The 21,326-nt window shown below is 66.2% G+C and carries 17 protein-coding genes; 12 read left to right on the top strand and 5 right to left on the bottom strand.

Features of this window, described 5'->3' with window-relative positions:
• Nucleotides 1-112: 112 nt before the first annotated feature.
• The 7 genes from JQ635_RS04640 to JQ635_RS04670 all read left to right on the top strand — a co-directional run bounded on the left by JQ635_RS04640 (nt 113) and on the right by JQ635_RS04670 (nt 9,137).
• Nucleotides 113-1,246, top strand: a complete 1,134-nt coding sequence (locus tag JQ635_RS04640) for an MlaE family ABC transporter permease (protein ID WP_211408690.1) — start codon at nt 113-115, stop codon at nt 1,244-1,246.
• A 2-nt stretch (nt 1,247-1,248) separates the two neighbouring features.
• Nucleotides 1,249-2,019: an ABC transporter ATP-binding protein gene (locus JQ635_RS04645; RefSeq protein ID WP_211408691.1), complete on the top strand. Its 771-nt coding sequence runs from the start codon at nt 1,249-1,251 to the stop codon at nt 2,017-2,019.
• A 16-nt stretch (nt 2,020-2,035) separates the two neighbouring features.
• Nucleotides 2,036-2,911, top strand: a complete 876-nt coding sequence (locus tag JQ635_RS04650; RefSeq protein ID WP_211408692.1) for an MlaD family protein — start codon at nt 2,036-2,038, stop codon at nt 2,909-2,911.
• A gap of 228 nt (nt 2,912-3,139) precedes the next feature.
• A complete protein-coding gene (locus JQ635_RS04655) occupies nt 3,140-3,316 on the top strand; it encodes a DUF3311 domain-containing protein (RefSeq protein ID WP_018317353.1) in 177 nt (58 codons plus the stop codon).
• On the top strand, nt 3,306-4,799 hold the full coding sequence (mctP, locus tag JQ635_RS04660) for a monocarboxylate uptake permease MctP (protein WP_211408693.1): 1,494 nt from the start codon (nt 3,306-3,308) through the stop codon (nt 4,797-4,799). The genes JQ635_RS04655 and mctP overlap by 11 nt, the downstream gene beginning before the upstream one ends.
• Nucleotides 4,800-4,941: 142 nt before the next feature.
• On the top strand, nt 4,942-8,487 hold the full coding sequence (locus JQ635_RS04665) for a hybrid sensor histidine kinase/response regulator (protein WP_211408694.1): 3,546 nt from the start codon (nt 4,942-4,944) through the stop codon (nt 8,485-8,487).
• Complete coding sequence (locus JQ635_RS04670) at nt 8,484-9,137, top strand: response regulator (protein ID WP_211408958.1); 654 nt, start codon at nt 8,484-8,486, stop codon at nt 9,135-9,137. The genes JQ635_RS04665 and JQ635_RS04670 overlap by 4 nt, the downstream gene beginning before the upstream one ends.
• Nucleotides 9,138-9,210: 73 nt before the next feature.
• Here the strand turns inward: JQ635_RS04670 and JQ635_RS04675 are convergent, their stop codons facing one another.
• Nucleotides 9,211-14,925, bottom strand: coding sequence for a negative regulator of septation ring formation (locus JQ635_RS04675; RefSeq protein ID WP_211408695.1), 5,715 nt, complete (start codon nt 14,923-14,925; stop codon nt 9,211-9,213).
• A 397-nt stretch (nt 14,926-15,322) separates the two neighbouring features.
• Between JQ635_RS04675 and JQ635_RS04680 the strand changes: the two genes are divergently transcribed.
• Nucleotides 15,323-15,697, top strand: a complete 375-nt coding sequence (locus tag JQ635_RS04680) for an Hpt domain-containing protein (RefSeq protein ID WP_211408696.1) — start codon at nt 15,323-15,325, stop codon at nt 15,695-15,697.
• Nucleotides 15,698-15,872: 175 nt separating this feature from the next.
• The gene (locus JQ635_RS04685) at nt 15,873-16,193 is read left to right on the top strand and encodes a 2Fe-2S iron-sulfur cluster-binding protein (protein ID WP_008143731.1); all 321 of its coding nucleotides are present in this window, start codon (nt 15,873-15,875) and stop codon (nt 16,191-16,193) included.
• Between the two features lie 15 nt (nt 16,194-16,208).
• Here JQ635_RS04685 and JQ635_RS04690 read toward each other — a convergent pair whose 3' ends face one another.
• Complete coding sequence (locus tag JQ635_RS04690; protein ID WP_211408697.1) at nt 16,209-16,676, bottom strand: acyl-CoA thioesterase; 468 nt, start codon at nt 16,674-16,676, stop codon at nt 16,209-16,211.
• A 182-nt stretch (nt 16,677-16,858) separates the two neighbouring features.
• On the opposite strand from JQ635_RS04690, the gene JQ635_RS04695 reads away from it, so the two are divergent.
• Nucleotides 16,859-17,887 carry an NAD(P)/FAD-dependent oxidoreductase gene (locus JQ635_RS04695; protein WP_211408698.1) on the top strand — a complete coding sequence of 343 codons (1,029 nt, stop codon included), beginning with the start codon at nt 16,859-16,861 and terminating at the stop codon, nt 17,885-17,887.
• A 172-nt stretch (nt 17,888-18,059) separates the two neighbouring features.
• Nucleotides 18,060-18,668 carry a DUF2147 domain-containing protein gene (locus JQ635_RS04700; RefSeq protein ID WP_211408699.1) on the top strand — a complete coding sequence of 203 codons (609 nt, stop codon included), beginning with the start codon at nt 18,060-18,062 and terminating at the stop codon, nt 18,666-18,668.
• 89 nt (nt 18,669-18,757) lie between these two features.
• Here the strand turns inward: JQ635_RS04700 and JQ635_RS04705 are convergent, their stop codons facing one another.
• Nucleotides 18,758-19,882 carry a hypothetical protein gene (locus JQ635_RS04705; RefSeq protein WP_246583308.1) on the bottom strand — a complete coding sequence of 375 codons (1,125 nt, stop codon included), beginning with the start codon at nt 19,880-19,882 and terminating at the stop codon, nt 18,758-18,760.
• Between the two features lie 368 nt (nt 19,883-20,250).
• Between JQ635_RS04705 and JQ635_RS04710 the strand changes: the two genes are divergently transcribed.
• Nucleotides 20,251-20,607, top strand: a complete 357-nt coding sequence (locus JQ635_RS04710) for a hypothetical protein (RefSeq protein ID WP_018642868.1) — start codon at nt 20,251-20,253, stop codon at nt 20,605-20,607.
• Between the two features lie 9 nt (nt 20,608-20,616).
• Here the strand turns inward: JQ635_RS04710 and JQ635_RS04715 are convergent, their stop codons facing one another.
• Together JQ635_RS04715 and JQ635_RS04720 are read right to left on the bottom strand one after the other, a co-directional pair.
• Nucleotides 20,617-21,018, bottom strand: a complete 402-nt coding sequence (locus JQ635_RS04715; protein WP_246583309.1) for a TonB-dependent receptor domain-containing protein — start codon at nt 21,016-21,018, stop codon at nt 20,617-20,619.
• A complete protein-coding gene (locus JQ635_RS04720; RefSeq protein ID WP_211408701.1) occupies nt 20,984-21,253 on the bottom strand; it encodes a hypothetical protein in 270 nt (89 codons plus the stop codon). Before JQ635_RS04720 ends, JQ635_RS04715 begins: the two co-directional genes overlap by 35 nt.
• Nucleotides 21,254-21,326: the final 73 nt, after the last annotated feature.

The raw sequence follows: 21,326 nt of genomic DNA on the forward strand, positions 1-21,326 counted from the left end.
TTACCTGTAGCAACTAACATTAACCACTTGGGGATACCTTCTCTGGGTAAGGGCGCGTGCGCAACTATCTGAATTCATCTGTTTCTTGCGCCCCGGCGCGGGAGCGGACATCTTGAACAGCGATCCGAAGCTGGAGCGGATTGCGAAGGGCAACGCGCTGGCACTCTGCGCCACCGGAACCTGGACCGCGAGCTTCGCGCCGGTCCTGGAGCGGATGGTCGCGGATGCCGAGAAGCTCGCCGGCAGTCCGCAAAGCATCTTCATCGACGTCTCCGAGGTCGCCAAGCTCGACACGTTCGGCGCCTGGCTGATCGAGCGGCTGCGCCGCAGCCTGACCCAAGGCGCGGTCGAGGCGCAGATCGCCGGGCTGTCGGCCAATTATTCGAGCCTCGTGGACGAGGTGCGGCGGGTCCGGGCGACGCCCGTGGTCGAGACCTCGACGATCACCATCACCGGCATGCTGGAGCAGATCGGCCGCACTGTCGCCGGCGTCGGCGGCACGGTGGCAGGCCTGATCGACATGCTCGGCGCGGTGCTGGCGGCGGGCCTTCGCGTGCTGATCCACCCGCGCTCGTTCCGCCTGACCTCGACCGTGCACCACATGGAGCAGGTCTGCTGGCGCGCGGTGCCGATCATCGTGCTGATCACCTTCCTGATCGGCTGCATCATCGCGCAGCAGGGCATCTTCCACTTCCGCCGCTTCGGCGCCGACATCTTCGTCGTCGACATGCTCGGCGTTCTGGTCTTGCGCGAGATCGGCGTGCTCCTGGTCGCGATCATGGTCGCGGGCCGCTCGGGCAGCGCCTACACCGCCGAGCTCGGCTCGATGAAGATGCGGGAGGAAATCGACGCGCTGCGCACCATGGGGTTCGACCCGATCGAGGTGCTGGTGCTGCCGCGCATGCTGGCCCTCGTGCTGGCGCTGCCGATCCTCGCTTTCCTCGGCGCCATGGCCGCGCTCTATGGCGGCGGTCTCGTCGCCTGGCTCTACGGCGGCGTCGATCCCGAAGCGTTCCTGCTGCGTCTGCGCGACGCCATCTCGATCGACCATTTCATCGTCGGCATCGTGAAGGCACCGGTGATGGCCGCGGTGATCGGCATCGTCGCCTGCGTCGAGGGACTTGCGGTGCAGGGCAGCGCGGAATCGCTGGGGCAGCACACCACGGCGTCGGTGGTGAAGGGCATCTTCTTCGTCATCGTCATGGACGGCGTGTTCGCCATCTTCTTCGCCTCGATCGGGATGTGACGATGACAGGCGAAATTCAAAATCCCATCATCCGCGTCCGCGACATCACCGTGCAGTTCGGCGCAACGCGCGTGCTCGACGGGCTCAACCTCGACGTCAAGCGCGGCGAGATTTTGGGCTTTGTCGGTCCTTCCGGCGCGGGCAAGTCGGTGCTGACGCGCACCATCATCGGCCTCGTGCCGAAGGTCGCGGGCTCCATCGAAGTGTTCGGCGTTGATCTGGATTCCTCCAGCACGTCGCAGCGGCGCAATGTCGAGCGGCGCTGGGGCGTGCTGTTCCAGCAGGGCGCGCTGTTCTCCTCGCTGACCGTGCGGCAGAACATCCAGTTTCCGATGCGCGAATATCTTCGCGTGTCGCAGCGGCTGATGGACGAGATCACCATGGCCAAGCTCGCCATGGTCGGGCTCAAGCCCGAGGTCGCCGAGCGTTTCCCGTCGGAACTCTCGGGCGGCATGATCAAGCGCGTCGCGCTCGCACGCGCGCTGTCGCTCGATCCGGACCTCGTGTTCCTGGACGAGCCGACCTCGGGGCTCGATCCGATCGGTGCCGGCGATTTCGACGAGCTGGTGCGGACGCTCCAGCGCACTTTGGGTCTGACCGTTTTCATGGTAACCCACGACCTCGACAGCCTTTACACCGCTTGCGACCGCATCGCCGTTTTAGGGAACGGTAAGATCATTGCGGCAGGGTCGATCGCCGACATGCAGGCCTCGCAGCATCCCTGGTTGAGGCAGTATTTCCATGGCAAGCGCGCCCGCGCGGTCATGAGTTGAGTAGCCGGAGCACCTGATGGAAACGCGGGCGAATTACGTCCTGATCGGATCGTTCACGCTGGCGGTAATCGCCGCGGCGATCGGCTTCGTGCTCTGGTTCCAGTCGCTGCACACCACCAAGCAGCGCAGCCCCTTGCGCGTCGTGTTCGAGGGCCCGGCGGCGGGCCTGCGCAATGGCGGCAGCGTCAATTTTAACGGTATCAGGGTAGGTGAAGTCGTCTCGGTGAAGCTCGATAACCCGCGGCGGGTTGTCGCACTCGCCATGGTCGAGAACAACGCCCCGATTCGCAAGGACACGCTGGTCGGCCTCGAATTCCAGGGCCTCACCGGTGTCGCGGCGATCTCCCTCAAGGGCGGCGAGGAGGCGGCACCGGCGCCGCCGCTCGACGAGGACGGCATCCCGACGCTGACCGCCGACCCCAACAAGCTCCAGGACGTCACCGAGGCGATCCGCGGCACGCTGCAGAACATCAACAAGATCGTCGCCGACAATCAGGAATCGGTGAAGAACTCGCTGAAGAATCTGGAGACCTTCACCAACTCGCTGGCGCGCAACTCCGAGAAGATCGACGGCGTGATGGCCAAGGTCGACGGCGTCATGCTCAAGGCTGACAACCTCATGCTCGGCCTCAACACGCTGGCCGGCGGCAAGGACGGCGGCGAATTGTTCCAGGCGGTGAAGTCGATCCGCGAACTCGCCGACGATTTCGACAAGCGCTCCGGCGCCTTGATCAGCGACGGCCGCCGCACCCTCGGCGACATCAGCCGCGCCGTGAACAATTTCGACCGCAACCCGACCCGCGTGCTGTTCGGCGCCAGCAACTCATCGCAAGCCGCCCCGCCGCCCGAGCCGCCGAAGCCGGCGCCGTCGAACGAACGCCGCAGGCAGTAGCGGTCCCTCCGTACTTCATTCCTATCACGCGCGACGCGCATCGGCGTCGCGGGATGACCGCGGCGTGCGCGCTGCTGAGGACTGCGGGAGTCCGCTGACGATACGAAAGTATGGGGGGCTGGCCGAGCCAAGGTAGGGGGATGGGCTGACCGTCATTGTCCGCTATATCGCGCTCAAGTCGCGCCCACGAAAAGGCGCGTCGACTTCACTCACAGGGGAGGAGAGCGCGTGGTACGCCTGTTGCTGTTGTTGCCGTTCATCGGCCTGATGATCGTGCCGTTCTACAATATAAGGGAGCCGCATCTGTTCGGCTTCCCGTTCTTCTACTGGTACCAGCTCGCCTGGGTGCCGCTGACCTCGCTGCTTACCTACATCGTCTACAGGAGCGTGCGTCGTGCTGACTGATGTCGATAGCGCGGCGTTCGCCGTATTTCTCGCACTGTTCATCCTCGTCACCGGCATGGGCTTCGTCGCATCGCGCTGGCGCAAGCCGGAAACGCTCGCCCATCTCGACGAGTGGGGCCTCGGCGGCCGCAAGTTCGGGACCTGGATCACCTGGTTTCTGGTCGGCGGCGACTTCTACACCGCCTACACCGTGATCGCCGTTCCGGCGCTGGTCTATGCGGTCGGCGCCTACGGCTTCTTCGCGCTGCCCTACACCATCATCGTCTATCCCTTCGTGTTCGCGGTGATGCCGGTGTTGTGGAAGGTCGCCAAGGAGCGCGGCTACGTCACCGCGGGCGATGTGGTACGCGGTGCCTACGGCTCGCGCGGGCTCGAGCTCGCCGTTGCGGCGACGGGCGTGCTGGCGACGATGCCCTACATCGCGCTCCAGCTCATCGGCATGGAAGTGGCGATCAAAGCGCTCGGCCTTCACGGCGAGGTGCCGCTCGTCCTCGCCTTCCTGGTGCTGGCGCTCTACACCTATTCGTCGGGCCTGCGCGCACCGGCGCTGATCGCCTTCGTCAAGGACATCATGATCTACATCGTGGTGATCGCCGCGATCGCGATCGTGCCGTCCAAGCTCGGCGGCTACGGAGCGATCTTCACTGCGGCGGATGCGGCATTCGCCGCGAAGGGCTCGGGCGGCATCCTGCTGTCGCCAGCGCAGATCGTGCCCTACGCCTCGCTGGCGCTCGGCTCGGCGCTCGCCGCCTTCATGTACCCGCACACGCTGACCGGCATCTTCGCCTCGTCCGGCGGCAACACCATTCGCAAGAACGCGATGCTGCTGCCGGCCTATACGCTGCTGCTCGGCTTGCTTGCGCTGCTGGGTTACATGGGCCATGCGGCCGGGCTTAAGCTCGCAAGCAACAACGACGTCGTGCCCGAGCTGTTCAAGACGCTGTTCCCGAGCTGGTTCGCGGGCTTCGCCTTCGCGGCGATCGCCATCGGCGCGCTGGTGCCGGCGGCGGTGATGAGCATCGGCGCGGCCAACCTGTTCACCCGCAACTTCTGGAAGGTGTGGGTCGATCCGAAGGTGACGCCGGCCGGTGAAGCGAAGGTCGCCAAGATCACCTCCATGCTGGTGAAGGTCGGCGCGCTGCTCGCCATCCTCTTGATGCCGACGCAGTTCGCGCTCGACCTGCAGCTGCTCGGAGGCCTCTGGATCCTGCAGACGCTGCCGGCGCTTGTCTTCGGTCTCTATCTGAACTGGTTCTCGAGCACCGCGCTGCTGGCCGGCTGGGCCGTCGGCCTCGCAGGCGGGTCGTGGCTGGCCTGGTCGGACGGGTTGAAGCCGCTGCACGGTATTGATTTCGGCGCCGGCAAGGTCGCGATCTACACCGGCCTGCTCGCGCTCGCGCTCAACATCGTGGTGGCCGTGGTGGTCAACCTGGTGGTCAAGCGCGTACCGCAGCAACGTCTGTCCGGCGAGGCGGCCGAGTGATTGCGAGCGGCGGCCGGGGATTGTCCGGCCGCCGCTCTCTTTCGGAATGAACACCCTTCCATGCGATTGAAAACGCTCTAGTATCCGCCCGCGCCCCGGCCGCTCGTCGCGGGCGGATCAGACGGTCTCGGGTGAGGATCTCTTGCAGGCGTGGTTCGTTCTCACAGTCGCTGCCGGCTATGTGACCACGCTGTTCCTGGTGGCCTGGTGGGGCGACCGGCGGAGCGCCGGCGGGCCGCTGGTTTCGCCGAACTCCTGGGCGGCGGCGATCAGCTATTGCCTGACGCTTGCGGTCTACAACACCTCGTGGAGCTTCTACGGGTCGGTCGGGCGCGCCGCCACCAGCGGTCTGGACTTCGCCACGATCTATATCGGCCCGACCCTGGTGCTGCTGTTCGGGCAGCGGCTGCTGTCCAAGGTCATCGCGATCGCGAAGGCGCAGAACGTCACCTCGATCGCCGACTTCATCGCGGCGCGTTACGGCAAGAGCCAGGTGCTGGCGGCCTTCCTGACGCTGGCCTCGCTGCTCGGCGTGCTTCCCTACATCGCGCTCCAGCTCAAGGCGGTCGGCAAGAGCTTTGACTATCTGATCCTGCAGCCCGAGCGGGCCGGCGGCGAGGCGCTGCGGTTCTGGCAGGACTCCGCATTCGGCGTGGCGGCATCGATGGCGCTGTTCGCGATCGTGTTCGGCGTCCGCCATGTTCACGCCAGCGAGCATCATCGCGGGCTGATGCTCGCGATCGCCTTCGAGAGCGTCGTCAAGCTGGTCGCCTTCCTGATCGTGGCGTTGTTCGTGCTGTTCGGGCTATCAGGCGGGCCGGCCGCACTGCTGTCGCAGTTCAAATCGGATCCGCAACTGGCGGGAATCCTCAGCTTCGACCCGACGCAGCCGGTCTGGCCTTCGACGATCATCATCTCTGCCATCGCCTTCCTGTGCCTGCCTCAGGCATTTCATGTCGCCGTCGTCGAGAATGAAAGCCCGAACCACACGCGCACCGCGGCCTGGCTCTATCCGGGTTACCTCGCGCTGTTCAGCCTGCTGATCCTGCCGATCGCCGCGGCGGGGCTTACGAGGTTCGGCGCCATGATGGATCCCGACACCTACGTCATTTCGCTGCCGATCGCGGCGGACGCCGGCGCCGTCAGCCTGATGGCCTTCCTGGGCGGACTGTCGGCCGCCACCGGCATGGTGATCATGACGTCCGTCGCGCTGAGCACGATGCTCTGCAACGACGTCATCATGCCCCTGCTGCTGCGCTCGCGGTTCTTCGGCCTGCGTGCACAGAGCCGACCGATGACCTCGGTGCTGGTGGCGGTGCGCCGGTTCTCGATCCTGGGCATCCTGTTGCTCGCCTACCTGATGCACCGCCTCGTCAACCAGTCCTATCCGCTCACCGTGATCGGCCTGCTGTCGTTCGTGGCGGTCGCGCAGTTCGGGCCGGCCTTCGTCGGAGGCTTGTACTGGCCGCGTGCCAACAAGGTCGGCGCGTCGGTCGGGATCGCGGCCGGATTCTGCATCTGGGCCTATACGCTACTGCTTCCCTCGGCCGCGCCGCTCTGGCCCGGCGTCGAGGAGATCGTGCGCCATGGTCCCTGGCAGCTGGCCTGGCTCAAGCCGAACGCGCTGTTCGGACTGGAAGGGCTCGATCCGATTTCGCATGCCACGCTGTGGAGCCTTGCCGCCAACCTCGTCTGCTTCCTGGCATTCTCCGCGCTCGGACGGCAATCGACCGTTGAGCGCAACCAGGCCGCCGCGTTTGCCGACGGCGTCGTCCGCGAGATGGTGCCAAAACTGTCGTCGCGCGTGGTGGTCCGTCTCGACGATCTCCGCGCGCTGACGCTGCGCTTTGTCGGCGTGGAGCGGGGCTCGGCGGCCTTCGACGGTTATCTGGCTGCCCGCGCGACCGGTGCCGGACCGCGGCTCGATCCGTCGGGCCTTGTCGACCTCGACTCGATCCGCTTCACGGAGAACCTTCTCGCCGGTGCGATCGGCGCGGCGTCGGCGCGCGTGGTGATCGCGGCGTCGCTGGAAGGGCACTCGCTGTCGCGGCGGGAGGCGATGGCGATGCTGGACGAGGCCTCCGAGGCGTTGCGCTTCAACCGCACGCTGCTGCAGAGCACGCTCGAAAGCGTGCCGCAGGGCATCTGCGCGTTCGATGCCGATTTCAACATCACCGCCTGGAATGGCCGCTTCATCGCGCTTTTGGACCTGCCGCCGGACTTCGTGCGCGTCGGCCTTCCGCTGGCGGAGCTGATCGCCTTCAACGTCGAGCGCGGCGAATATGCCGCCTCCGAATTCGCCGCGCTCCTGGTCAATCGCGATGTCGCGACGCAGAGCTGGCCCTATCGCTACGAGCGTAAGCGGCCCGACGGCACCGTGCTCGAGATCGTTTATGATCGCGTCGCGGAGGGCGGCTACGTCTCGACCTATACCGATGTCACCGAGCGTCATCGCGCGGCGGAAGCCCTGCGGCGGGCCAATGAGGGTCTCGAGTTGCGTGTCCGCGAGCGGACCGAGGCGCTCGAGCAGGCCAAGGCGGAGGCCGAGCAGGCCAATCTCGGCAAGACCCGCTTCCTGGCGGCGGCCAGCCACGATCTGCTGCAACCGCTGAACGCGGCGCGGCTGTTCCTGTCCGCGCTCGACGAGAGCCTGCACGCCGCGACACCATCCGGCGGAGCGGAGAAGGAGCGCAATCTGGCGAGCAGCGCGATCACGGCGCTGCGCTCGACCGAGCATGTGCTCGACCGGCTGCTCGACATCTCCTCCTATGATGCCGGCGCCGTTCGCGCCGAGCCGTTCGACTTCCCGATCGCCGACCTGCTCGTGCAGTTGAAGGTGGAGTTCTCGGCGATGGCGCGCGAGCGCGGGCTCGTTCTGCGCGTCGTCGATTGCGGGCTGGCGGTGCGCAGCGATCCGCACTTCCTGCGTCGGGTCCTGCAGAACCTGCTGTCGAACGCGCTGCGCTACACGCCTAGGGGCCGTATCCTGCTCGGCTGCCGGCGGCGCGGCGGCGGTCTGCGCATCGAGGTCTGGGATACCGGCGTCGGGATCGCGGCGGAGGATCAGAAGCGGATCTTCGAGGAGTTCCAACGTCTCGCACCCGGATCGGAGAAGGGCCTGGGGCTCGGGCTTGCGATCGTGGATCGCGTCTCGCGGCTGCTGGGCCATCCCGTCGACGTCCGGTCGCGCCCGGGACAGGGCTCGTGCTTTGCCGTCACCGTGCCGCTGGCTCGCGGAGCGGGAACGCCGCTTCAGCGCAAGCCGGCAAATACGCCGCCCGCGGTCGCGGAACGCGCGCTGACGATCCTGTGCCTCGACAACGAGGCGGCCATTCTCGACGGCCTGACGGCACTGCTCGGCGGATGGGGGCACCATGTGCTGGTCGCTGCGGACGCCGACACAGCAATGGCAGAAGCCGCGTCCCACCCGCCGGACCTCGTGCTGCTCGATTATCACCTCGACGGCGGTCGCAGCGGCTTGGACTTTCTCGACGATCTCAGGCAGAAGTCGGGACGCGACGTCCGCGCACTGATCGTCACGGCCGATCGCAGCGAGGCGGTGCGCAAGGAGGCAAGGGCGCGCGGCTGTGAGATCCTGTCGAAGCCGGTCAAGCCGGCGGCGCTGCGGCGCTTTCTCGGCAGCGAAGCCTTGAGCCGGCAACTCGCGACGAAACAGGAGACTCCCTGACGATGCGCATCCTGATCGGCGACGATCATCCGCTGGTGCAGGCTGCGTTGCGCAGCGCGCTTTCGACCGTGCTGCCCGATCTCGACATCATCGCCTGCCAGTCGCTCGACGAGGCGCTGGGCGTGCTGTCGGCCCAGTCCGACGAGATCGACCTGATCCTGTGGGACCTGACGATGCCGGGCATCCAGGGATTTGCAGCGCTGTTCATCCTGTCGGCGCAATTCCCGACGGTGCCGGTGGCGATCATCTCGGCACGGCAGGACGCCGCCACGATTCGCCGCGCCATTGCCTATGGCGCGTCCGGTTACATCCCGAAATCGCTCAGCCTGCCCGAGATGGCGGATGCGATCACGAAAATCCTCGCCGGTGAAATCTGGATGCCGCCGAATGTCGGTGGCCGCGGCTCGATCCAGAGCGCCGATGTCGAGCTGGCTGCACGAATGGCGACGCTGTCGGCGCAGCAATTGCGCATTCTCGCGATGATCGTCGAGGGCAAGCTCAATAAGCAGATCGCGGGCGAGCTCGACATCGCCGAGCAGACCGTGAAGGGGCACGTCTCGACCATCCTGCGCAAGCTCGGCGTCGGATCGCGCACCCAGGCCGCCGTCCTCGCCGAGCGGCTGTCGTTCGCCCAGCCCGGCGGCAACTGAACCTTCCACGTTTCAAACGAAAACGGAGGCCGCGAGGCCTCCGTTTCCCTGTTCGTCAATCGCTGTTGCCGTCTTACCCCAGCCGGCCCGCCGCATGTGCGAGCAACGTGTACACCAGGCCCGTCTCCGAGGTCAGGTGGCCGCGCAGCTCCTGCGGGCCGCGGCCGTCGCGGGCGACTTCGTCGAGCAGGCGCTCGAACTCGGCGACGTAGCGGTCGACCGTGCCCTTGAAATTGCGATCGGCGCGGTACTTGCGGGCGACCTCGTCAAAGGCCTTCTGGCCGGCGGGCGTGTAGAGGCGCTTGGTGAAGGCCTTGTTCTCGCCGCGCTGGTAGCGGTCCCACATCTCGGCGGCGAGGTTGCGGTCCATCAGCCGGCCGATGTCGAGCGACAGCGATTCCAGCGGATTGCTGCTCGCCTGCGGGGCCTGCGGCTGCGGTGCAGGTGCCTGGCGGGCACGGGGAGCCTCGCGTCCGGCCGGAGCGCCCTGGTTGGCGTCCGTGCGGTTGAGGAGGTCCGACAGCCAGCCGTCACGGCCCTGATCGTTGCTGGAAGGCGCGACCGGCGGCGCTTCGGTGCGGCGCGAGGGCGCGGGCATGCCGAGGTCCGGCGGCGGCAGCGTCGAGGCGCTGCCGGTGTCGCGCATGCGGGTCTCGGTGGCTCGGCCGCCGACAGCGGCCATCATCGGCTCTTCCTGACGCTGGACGGCGACAGAAGCACGGCCCGTCGTGGTGACGTCGAGGCCGCGGCCATGCTGGGCCACGATGCGGTTGAGTTCGGCGAGAGCCTCGATCTGGTCGACGATCACCTTGCGCATCTGCGCAGTGCTCTCGGCGGCCTCCTGCGGCATCTCGAGCACGCCGCGGCGCAGCTCGTTGCGGGTGGCCTCGAGCTCGTTGTGCATCTCGAACGCCATCTGCTTCATGCTGGAGACGAGGTTGGTGAACTTCTCGGTCGACTGCTTGAACATCGCATCCGCCTCGTCGGTGGTCTGGCGGTAGATGTCGTGCATCGCCTCGATGGTCTGGCGGTGCTCCTCCTCGGACGCCGACCGCACCGCCGCGAACTGGCGGGTGATCGCGGCCGAGCCTGCGCCGGCGGTCTCGGCGACGACGCGGGCGATGTCGCGGGCACGCTCTTCGGCCGCGGCCAGCGATTCATCGAGCAGGCCGGTGAAGCGCGACAGCCGCTGGTCGAGATCGGCCGTGCGCAGGTCGATCGTGGTGACGAGCGATTCCAGCGCCTGCTTGCGCTCGGCGAGCGAGGCGGTGGTGTTCTTGTTGCTCTGCTCCACGACCTGCGCGGCATCGACCAGCGCCTTGCCGTGCTTGTCGAACTGGGTCGACAGCTCGCCGAGATCCTGCAGCGCCTTCGTGGTCTTGCTGTTGAAGACGTTGAGCTGGTCTTCCAGGTTCTGCGTCGCCGCGCCGTTGCGCGAGGTGACGTCGTTCATCGCCGAGACGAAGTCGGCGACACGCGTCACCAGCGCCCGCTCCAGCGAATTGAGGTTGTCGTGCGCACCGGTCAGCACCTCCTGGAGGAGGATGTTGCCTTCGCGCAGACGCTCGAACAGAGCGACCGTGTCGGTGCGCAGGATCTTGCTGGTCTCCTGCATCTCGGTGACGGCCGCGATCGAGACCTGGCGCGACTGGTCGATCGCCGAGCGCGACGCCTGCTCGAGGTCCTTGAGCGACTTGCCGACCGCGCCGGTCGCCATCTCGCTCGCCGCATTGATGGTGCGGGCGACTTCCGAGCCGTTGCCCATCATGGTCTGCGAGAACGCATGGCCGCGCGTCTCGATCGACTTCAGCGCGTCGGAGGTGACGCGGTCGATGTCGAGCGTGAGCTGGCTGGTCTTGGAGCCGATCGCATCGACCAGCGCGCCGCGCTTGGCGTCGATCATGTTCGACAGACGGTCGGCCTGCTGCTGCACATAGGTGACGATCTCGTCGGTCTTGCCGGTCATGGCCTGGCCGAAGCTGGAGCTGGCGGCGAGCACCGAGCGCTCGACGTCGGCCGAGCTCGACTTGACCCGCGAGCTCGCCTCGTTGGAGGCGGAGATCAGCGCGTTCTGGGCGTTGAGCGCGCTGGTCTGGATCTCGCTGGTCGCGTTCGTCGTGGCCGTGCTCAGGGCGCGCTCGATCTCGGTCGAGATCGTGCGGATCTGGCTCGCGGCATCCGCCGAGGTCGAGGTCAGCGAGGTCTGGGCCTCACGCGCGCTGTTGAGGATGGTCGAGGCGGTGTCGGCGCCGACCGCGGTCAGCGTGCGCTCGATATCCGTGGTCAGCGACTTGATCTGGCTGGCCGCATCGGTCGAGGCGGAGATCAGCGTGCCCTGGGCCTCGCGCACGCCGCTGGTGAGCGCCTCGATGGTGGCGCCGCCGGCGGTCGCCAGCGCGCGCTGCATCTCGGCCGCGAGCGAACGGACCTGGCCGGTTTGTTCTGCGGAGACAGCAAGAAGGGTGCTCTGGGCGTCGCGGGCGCTCGTCGTGATGGTCTCGGCGGTCGACTGTCCGGCCTGCGAGAGCGAACGATGCACCTCGGCGGCGAGCGACTTGACCTGGCTGGCCGCATCCGAAGACGCCGTGACCAGCGTGCTCTGGGCTTCGCGGGCGCCGGTCATGATGGTCTCGGCCGTCGCGGTGCCCGCCATCGAGAGCGAGCGCTGCACGTCCGAGGACAGCGCCTTGATCTGGTTGGCGGTCTCGGTCGAGGTCGCGATCAGCGAGCTCTGCGCATCGCGGGCGCCGGCGGTGATCGATTCCGCCGTGGTGGCGCCGGCCATCGACAGCGAGCGCTGCACGTCGGCGGTGAGCGTCTTGACGTGGTTGGCCGCATCCGAGGACGCCGTGACGAGCGTGGTCTGCACCTCGCGGGCGCCGGCCAGGATCGAGGCTGCGGTGGCAGAACCCGCCGCCGACAGCGTACGCTCGACGTCGGCCGCGAGGCCCTTGATCTGGGTGGAGGCATCGCCCGAGGCCGCGACCAGGGTCGACTGCGCCTCGCGGGCGCTGGACAGGATCGAGTTGGCGGCGCCGGTGCCGACCGCGGTCAGCGCGCGCTCGACCTCGGTCGAGGTCATCTTGAGCTGGGCGTTGACGTCGGAGGAGACCGTCATCAGCGACTGCTGGGCGGTGCGCGCACCGGTCTGGATCGTCTCGCTGGTGTTGACGACGAGGTTGGTGAGCGAGCGCTCGGCGTCCTCGACATGCGAACGGATCGCGGTCGAGATCATCTCGGCGCGGGACATCATGTCCTCGCTGGCCTGGCGGCCGCTGCTCTCGATGCGGCCGGCGACGGCTTCGACGCGCGAGCCGAGCAGGTCCTCGAACTGCGCCACGCGCACGTCGATGTCGTTGGCAACCGAGCCGACCTTGGTCTCGATGGCCTGGTGGATGTCCTGGAAGCGCGCCGTGACCGTGTCGGTCAGGTGCGTGCTGCGGCCGTCGATGATCTCGGTGACGCCGGTGATGCGGCGGTCGACCGCTTCGATCGCCTGCGCGGTGCCGTCGGTGAGCGTCGAGGTCAGGAGCGTGAGGCGGGTGTCGATCGACTGCACCGCCTGCGAAGCGCCGTTGGTCACGGCGGTGGCGAGGTAGGTGAGGCGGGAGTCGATGGATTCGAGCGCCTGCGTCGCGCCGCCCGTCAGCGTCGTCGTGAGATGCGTGAGGCGGGTATCAATCGACTGGATGGTCTGCGAGGCGCCATCGGTCAGCGAGCTCGTGAGATGGTTGAGGCGCGCATCGATCGTCTCGATGGCCTGCGAAGCGCCGTCGGTGAGCGACGTCGTGAGGTGGGTGAGGCGGGTGTCGATCGACTGGATCGCCTGCGCGGCACCGTCGGTGAGCGACGAGGCGAGCGTGTTGAGACGGCCGTCGATGGTCTCGGTCACGGATTTGGCGCGGGTGTCGAACGACTGTTCGAGCGCGGCGACGCGGCCGACGAGCTGGTTGTCGAAGGTCTTGATGTGGCCCTCGATCGTGCCGTCGAGGCCGGCGATCTTGCCGTTCAGCGAGGCATCGAGATGGTTGACGCGTTCGCCGATCGTGGTCTCGAACTGCACCAGGCGCTGGTCGAGCACGGCCGTGATCTCGCCGCCGTTGGAGGTGAAGCGGGTGTCGAAATTGTCGACATAGGTCTTCAGCGACTCATGGATGTCCTGCGTGCGCTGGCCCATGCGCTCGACGATCTCGCCGCCGAACGTCTTCACGGTGCGGTCGAACTCGGAGATGTGGCGGGTGATCAGCGCGCCCAGCGTGCCGGAATCGCGGGCGAACTTCTCGACCAGCTCGGTGCCCTGGTTCTTTACCAGCTCGTCGAAGGCGCTCATCTGCAGCGACAGCGAGTCGTGCGCGGTCTCGGTCTGGCTCACGACCTTGGCGACGAGGGTGTTGACCGTGGCGTCGAGCGCCTCGCTCGCCTTGTCGCCGCTCGTCATGATCTGGTTGGCGAGGCGGCTGCCGGCGTCGTCGATCTTGGCGGAGATGTCGTTGGAGCGCAGCTCGAGCTCGAGCAGCAGCGAGTCCGACGAGTTCTTCAAGCTGTCGTGCACCTGCTCGGTGCGGTCGGAGATGCCGTCGACGATCGCCGAGGAGCGCTGCTCGAACTCGCCGGTGATGCGGTCGATGCGCTCGTTCAGCATTTCGTGGACACGGTCGGCGAGGTCGACGAATTCGTCGTGGACGTGGCCGGTCTTGAAGTTGAGGCTGGTGGTCAGCCGCTCGCTGGCGTCGAGCACGGCGCGCGTGGTCTCGTTGCTGGCTTCCTCGAGGCGGTCGAGCAGGTCGCCGCCGCGCTCGCCGAGCGCCAGGATCATGTTGTCGCCGGCGTTGCTCAAGGCGCTGGTGATGTGGGCGCCGCGCTCTTCGAGAGCGCCGGTGATGGACTTGGCGACCTCGTCGACGCGCGAGGCGATCGCGTCCGAGATCAGCGCGATGTCGTGGCGCAGATCGATCTGCACGCCGGAGATGGCGCTGCGGACCTGCTCGGCCTGGCCGACCAGATTGTCGCGCTGATGCGCGATGTCCTGGAGCAGGGCGCGGATGCGCACTTCGTTGTCGCTATAGGCGCGCTCCAGCGCGGCGACCTCGTTGGCGACCAGCGTCTCGAGTTCGCCGGCGCGCGCGATCGCGCGCTCGATGCCGTCGCCCATCGCCGCGACCTCGCGGCGGATGGCCTGGCCGACGGTGACCATGGAATCGGAGGCCGAGCCTTCGGGCTCGGAGAAGCGCATCGCAACCTGCGCCATCGCCTGCGCGATCATGCGCATTTCCTGGCCGCGCCAGACGAGGCTCGCCAGGAAGTAGAACAACATGATCGGCGCGAAGAACATCGCGATCAGGCCGGCGATGACGAGCACGCCGCCGCTCTGGCCCATGGCGGCCTGGATCGAGGGCAGGAAGCCGACCGTCAGCGCGGCGCAGGCGGCGAGCCAGACGCCGGCGAAGATGGTGGCGAAGGTATAGACGCTGCGGGCGGGGCGGCCCCTCTGAAGCGCCTGGAGCAGCTGACCGATGGTCTCGCGGTCGTCATTGGCGGCCCGGCGTGTGGTGCGCGGCTCCTCGACCGGGTCGAACACGTTCGACCGTTCGTTGGCGGCGGGGCGCGGCTCGAAGTTCGGATCGTCGAAGACCGGGGGCGGCGGAGGCTCCACCTGAGGCGCCGTTTCGCTCCGCATCGAGGCGTTGCGGCTGGTGTCCGCAGCGGTATCGCTGATGTTCAGGGCTTCCTGGATCGCAGAAAGCGCAACTTCTGTGGGGTCTTTGACCTTTTTGGGAGTGTTCGCCATGTTCAGTCCGAGCCCTCGTTACTTGTACACGCCCCCCGCGAGCCCTGCGCGCTACGCAAGCCCACAGACCGGATCATGCCGCTTATGCGGATCTCCGAGCCGTCCCCACCCGGACGGCTTGTCCGCCAATTTCCGCAACATCCTATTGGCAGAGCGTCGCGAATGAAATGCCCGCGATTAAGACAATCTTAATCATCGTTAACAGGATCGGGCCGTAACGCCTTAGCAATAAATGAAATTCTCCACGGAACCCGGCCAATTGCGGCGACTTTTCGTCAATAAACGGGCAGAATTACGTAAATCAGCCCAAACATTTCGTTAACCATTTCCATGCTTGGCTGGGGCGAACCGCACCGCCGGACCGGCGGAACCATCGCGCGATGCCGGGGCCTGCGCCATGACGCCTGAACTGCAACGGATGGACTGGATGCCCTCGCCCCCGCTTGCGCCGATCGACAGCCCGCTCGATCTTGACCACCTCTCCCGGATGACGCTCGGCGACACCGAGCTGGAACAGGAAGTGCTCGCGATGTTCGCCGAGCAGGCCGTCCGTCTGCTCGCCGCGATGGCGGCGCTGCCGGCCGAGACCGGCGCGCTCGCGCACACGCTCAAGGGGTCGGCCCGCGGGATCGGCGCCTTTGCGGTGGCCGATGCTGCCGCCAGCCTTGAGACGGCGGTCCGGACCGGCCACAACCGGCTCCCTGCGCTTGCCGCGCTGAAAGAGGCGGTGGCCGAGGTCCGTGCCGCGATCGCGTCGATCCTGAAGCATTAGGCCGGCGCCCCCCACGAATATGGGGCCTGCGCACTAGTCGTTTGATTTGACGTGTTTTCTGCGCGCGAACCGGGATCCACGCCGCTCGAAAACGCTATGGCGCCGGGCTACCCGACCCGTTATAGGACAGCCCGGACCCTCCTTCATTCCCAACATCGCGGCAGCACGAGCACACATGGCCAAGATTCACTTTGTCGACCACAAGGGCGAAACCCGCACGGTGGAAATCGAGAACGGCGCGACCGTGATGGAAGCCGCCATCCGCAACAGCATTCCCGGCATCGAAGCCGAATGCGGCGGCGCCTGTGCCTGCGCGACCTGCCATGTCTATGTCGATGAAGCCTGGCGCGAGAAGGTCGGCAGCCCGACGCCGATGGAAGAGGACATGCTGGACTTCGGCTTCGACGTGCGCCCGAACTCGCGCCTGTCCTGCCAGATCAAGGTCTCCGACGAGCTCGACGGGCTGGTCGTGGCGACGCCGGAACGTCAGGCCTGATCGTCCCTCCATAGTCTACATGCCGGGCGGCGCGACCTCGATGCCGCGCTTGTGCCAGGGTCTGAACTTCTCGATCACCTCTGCGGTCAGCGGTGCCGGCCGGCGCGTCGCCTCGTCGAGCAGGACGCCGACGGAGGTCGCTGACGCAACGCACTTCCCGTTCGAAAACACGACCTGCTCGAAGGTCACGGACGTTCGTCCGAGCTTCACGACGCCGAGGCCGAGCTCGATCGTGTTCGGCCAGTGCAGCTCGGCGCGAAAATGCATGTCGAGCCGCACCATGATCCAGGCGAGGCCGGGCGGGGTCAGCCCGTACTGGGGAAGCTTCATCAGCGTGACACGGCCGGTCTCGAAATAGGTGGCGTAGACCGCGTTGTTGACATGCTGGTTCGGGTCGAGGTCGCCGAAGCGGACATTGTCACTGAGGCGGAACGGAAAGTCCTCAAGGCGCGGCGTCGTGTCGAGGCGGGCTGGTGCGTTCACCGATTGATCTCCGTCATATCCATCCTCGTTACAGCCGAGTTATTTTGGCCCGGCAAGTGGGCGCGGCGGCGGGGCGATCCCGCTTTTATGCCTTCCCTGTTTCATCCCCGTTGGCTAGACAGGCAGGGTCACCTCTGCCCAACGGGCGCCGTCCAACCGATAACGACCGATAAAGAGACGACATGAGCGACGTGATCAAAACCGATGTGCTGATTATTGGCGCCGGCCCCTGCGGTCTGTTCGCCGCCTTCGAGCTCGGCCTTCTCGACATGAAGGCGCATTTCGTCGACATCCTCGACAAGGTCGGCGGCCAGTGCGCCGAGCTCTATCCGGAAAAGCCGATCTACGACATTCCTGGCATTCCGCACGTCTCGGGGCAGGGGCTCACCGACGCGCTGATGGAACAGATCAAGCCGTTCCACCCGACCTTCCATCTCGGCGAGATGATCGAGACCGTGGAGAAGATCGGCGATCCCGCATTCCGCTGCACCACCGACGCCGGCAAGGTATTCGAATGCAAGGTGGTGGTGATCGCTGCCGGCGGCGGCTCGTTCCAGCCCAAGCGTCCGCCGGTGCCGGGGATCGAGGCCTATGAGGGCACGTCCGTCCACTACGCCGTGCGCAAGATGGAGACGTTCCGCGACAAGAACGTTCTGATTGTCGGCGGCGGCGATTCCGCGCTCGACTGGACGCTCAATCTGCATCCGCTGGCCAAGCGCATCACGCTTCTGCACCGGCGCGACGAGTTTCGCGCAGCCCCGCACAGCGTCGAGCAGATGCGCGCGCTGGTCGCGAGCGGCAAGATGGATCTGCGGCTCGGCCAGGTCACCTCGCTCTCAGGCGCCGACGGCAAGCTCACCGGCGCGACCGTCAAGGGCAACGACAACAGCATCACGGAAGTCGCCTGCGACACCATGCTGCCGTTCTTCGGGCTGACCATGAAGCTCGGTCCGGTCGCGAACTGGGGCATTGCGCTCGAGAACAACCTCGTGCCGGTCGAGACCAGCGCATTCGAGACCAACGTGCCAGGCATCTTCGCCATCGGCGACATCAACACCTATCCCGGCAAGATCAAGCTGATCCTGTGCGGCTTCCACGAGGGCGCGCTGATGTCGCAAAAAGCCCATCGTTATGTCTATCCGGAGAAGCGGCTCGTGTTCCAGTACACGACCTCGTCCTCCAGCCTGCAAAAGAAGCTGGGAGTCAACTGAGGGCGAGGGGGCAGCAAGGCAATGCCCCATGTTTCTGGTGCTGGAACCGTTCGCGAAATCGCCGTAGTGTGCGGCCATTCCGGTCTTGGCTTAGGATAGTCTTGGCTTGCCAAGGTCTTGGCTTGACAAAGTGTTGGCTCAGCAAGGCGATTGGCTCAGCAAGGTGATGATAATGCGGACTCTCTTTTCCAGCTTTCGGCTGCTGCCCTTCCTCGCGCTTGCGCTGCTCGGCGTGGTGAGCCCGGCCGCGGCGCAAGTTCCGGCTGCGACGTCGGCCCAGCCAACCGCCGCTGGGCTGTGGCAGAAGGTCGAAGACGGCAAGACGGTGGGATGGTTCCTCTTCATCGACCACAACGGCATCTTCGAAGGCGTGATCGCAAAAACCTTTCCGCGCCCCGGCGACGACCCGAACGAGGCGTGCACGAAGTGCACGGACGATCGCAAGAACCAGCCGGTGCTCGGGCTCTCCTTCATCCGCGACATGAAGCGCGACGGCCTGAAGTATGACGGCGGCAACGTGGTCAATCCGCGCGACGGCAACATCTGGAAAGCCAAGATGACGGTGAGCCCCGATGGTCAGACCCTGACCATGCGCGGCTTCCTCGGCATTTCCCTGTTCGGCAAGGACGAAACCTGGACGCGCCTGCCCGATGCCAACATCGCCCAGGTCGATCCCGCCATCGTCGCCAAATATCTGCCCGCGCAGGCCGCCGCGACCAAGCCGGCACCCGCGCCCGCGAAGAAGGGTGGCGCGATGATGGCGCCGGCGCCGAAGCAGTAGGACTGCTTTCGCGTTTTCTTGTAGCCCGCATGAGCGAAGCGATATGCGGGAGTCCCTGATATCGCTGCGCTCACCGGGCTACGAGGCCGTCAATACGTCCGCGCCTTCCTGCACGGCGCATAGAAGGTGCCGCTGCCGGCGACGACCCGCTCGAGGCACTGCCGGGGATCGGTGATCTCGCCGTCGACCTGGAAATAATAGGCCTGAGCTCCCAGGCTCAGGACGTAATGTCCCGGCGGAAGCTCGAGCTCCGAAGCTCCGGCGTGAAGTTCATGCATCTCGGCCTTCCCCGGAATCGGCGAGACCCGAAGCGGATAGGAGAAGTTGCGGATCACTCCGACATCGTCTCCGCTGCTGAGCGCCTTGCCGGCGGCGTCGCTGGAAAATTCCCTGGCGACCTTCGCCACGACCCGAACCTCGACGTATTCGGGAATAGCGTTCGCGACATCGCGGCGGAAGACGATGAACTTGACGCGGCCGTTCGGCAGATGCGGCCGATCGGGCCTCCTGAACTCCGGTGAAATCGCAATCCGCATGTCGGGCGCCATCACGCCGGTCGCGGTCAACTCCGCCAGCGACTTGTCGTCGATCAGGGCGTAGACGCCGTAGTCGGTGGGAAGCACGCGCGTCGGGGCAGGTGCGGCGGGCGTCACCATCTCCGGCTTGGCGACCGCAATCGTCGTCTCCGGCTTGGGCGCGACCTGCGCGATCTCCGGGGGCTGGGACGCGTTCTTCCGCCGCAGCGCGGCGATATTGTCCCGCTGCGAGACGATCAGGATCACTGCGCTGGCGGCAAGCAGGATGGCCGCCGTGCGCTTGATCACCGGCAGCAGCGGGCCCGAGATCGCAGGCAGCTTGCTGCGCGGCCTGCCGACTCCTGATGGCAAGACGGTGCCATCGCCGGACAACAGAACGCCGCCGGTCTCCTTGGACGAGGCGAGTTGCTGCGACGGCAGGCGCTCCAGCGGCGCCTCTTCACGCGAGAATTTTTCGACCTCCTCGATGGCGATCTCGAGCGCCCGCTTCATCTGGTCGATGTTTCTGGCGTCGGCGTAGGTGAACTGCTCCTGGAGCTTGTAGCGGGCAAGGTCGTAGACCATCTGCCGCCTGGCGTCCGCGTCGTCCTTCACCGTCTCGAGCATGCGCGAGATCACCAGCGCAAACTGCACCTGGTTTGCGGGCAGATCGGTCGCGTCCTGCTGGCCAGGGAGCAACTCTCTCGAACTCATAGCGCTGCCGGTCCAATGCCAGTCACGCCGTCACCTGATTCTCTAATCGAAACAGCCGGTTAAACAAATGCGATAAGTTTCGCGGCCACGTTCGTACACGTTGAGGTGCGACAAGGAAAGCCTCGAAAATGCGCGGGCATAATCGCCGGCACGTCATGCATGCAGGCCTACGCAAGCGTGGGCAACTGTGTGCGGCAGTAGTTCTCCGGAATGCGCGCTGGCGCCGGATTTGCATAGCTGTCGCAAAGCTGCTGGGGAGCGAGTCGCCGTCTCACCGCCTGCCGCCAATGCGCGGAGGGCGGACGATGGCGCCTGTCCCTCGCGGCGCTGACTTCGACCCGCGGGAAGACGACATGACACTTGCAAGACCGTGTGCGGCGATGCTGCTCGGCCTGACCGTGCTGCTGGCGACATCGGCGCTGGCGCGCGACGACGGGCGCTACGCAAACTCGCCGCTCAAACCCTGGTTCGAGAGCCTGCACAGCGAATTTGGGCAATGCTGCTCGGACGCCGACGGCTATGTGGTCGCCGATGTCGACTGGGAATCCGACAAGGGGCGCTACCGCGTCCATCTCGACGGCGAATGGGTGCTCGTGCCGGAGGGAGCGGTGATCACCGAGCCGAACAAGATCGGCCGCACCATGGTGTGGAAGCACTATATCGACGGCCACCCGCGCGTGCGCTGCTTCATGCCGGGCAGCATGACGTAGAGGCTACTGCTAGAATCTGTAGGTCACGCTGCCGAGCACGGTGCGGCCGATGCCGAGGAAGCAATCGCCGCGCGCCAGGCAGGTGGTGAGGTGGCGCTTGTCGAAGAGGTTGCTGGCATTGACCTGCAGCCGCCAGGGACCGGTCTCGTAACGGGCCATGGCATCGAACAGGGTGTAGTCGGGCGTGCGGATGGTGTCGGTGCCGTCCCAGGAGGCGCCGATATAGCGCACGCCGCCGCCGAGGGTGACGCCGGGCAGGCCAAACTGGGAAAGGCGGTGCTTCGCCCAGAGCGAGGCCTGGTGATCCGGCGCCGATTGATGTCGGCGCGCGGATGCGTGAATGAGAGAATGGCGCGGTGTGCGTGGACGCGACCGGTCAGCGCGCTTCGCTCTGCGAATTCGCGCTCGCAAGCCGCTTCACGCGCGGCGACAGCACCGAGACCTGCGCGGGCGAGGCGGGCATGCCGGCGACGATCATCGTGGGCGCGGTGGACTGCTCCTCGACTCCGGCACCGCCGAGCACCTGCACCTGCGTCGACGAGATCGGAAACGACTTCACTTCGTAAGAGGGAAGCTCGCCGGCGAACGCGGCAGCGGAGCTGGCAATCATTGCACCGGCAATGGCAATCATCGAGAGAACGCGCATTGGAAAATCTCCGTGAAAGATGTCAATCGGAGGTTTGGTCGCGGTGATGCCGCGGCAGGTTCGCTTGGGCGCG

This window comes from Bradyrhizobium iriomotense (assembly GCF_018130765.1).
Classification (GTDB): domain Bacteria; phylum Pseudomonadota; class Alphaproteobacteria; order Rhizobiales; family Xanthobacteraceae; genus Bradyrhizobium; species Bradyrhizobium iriomotense_A.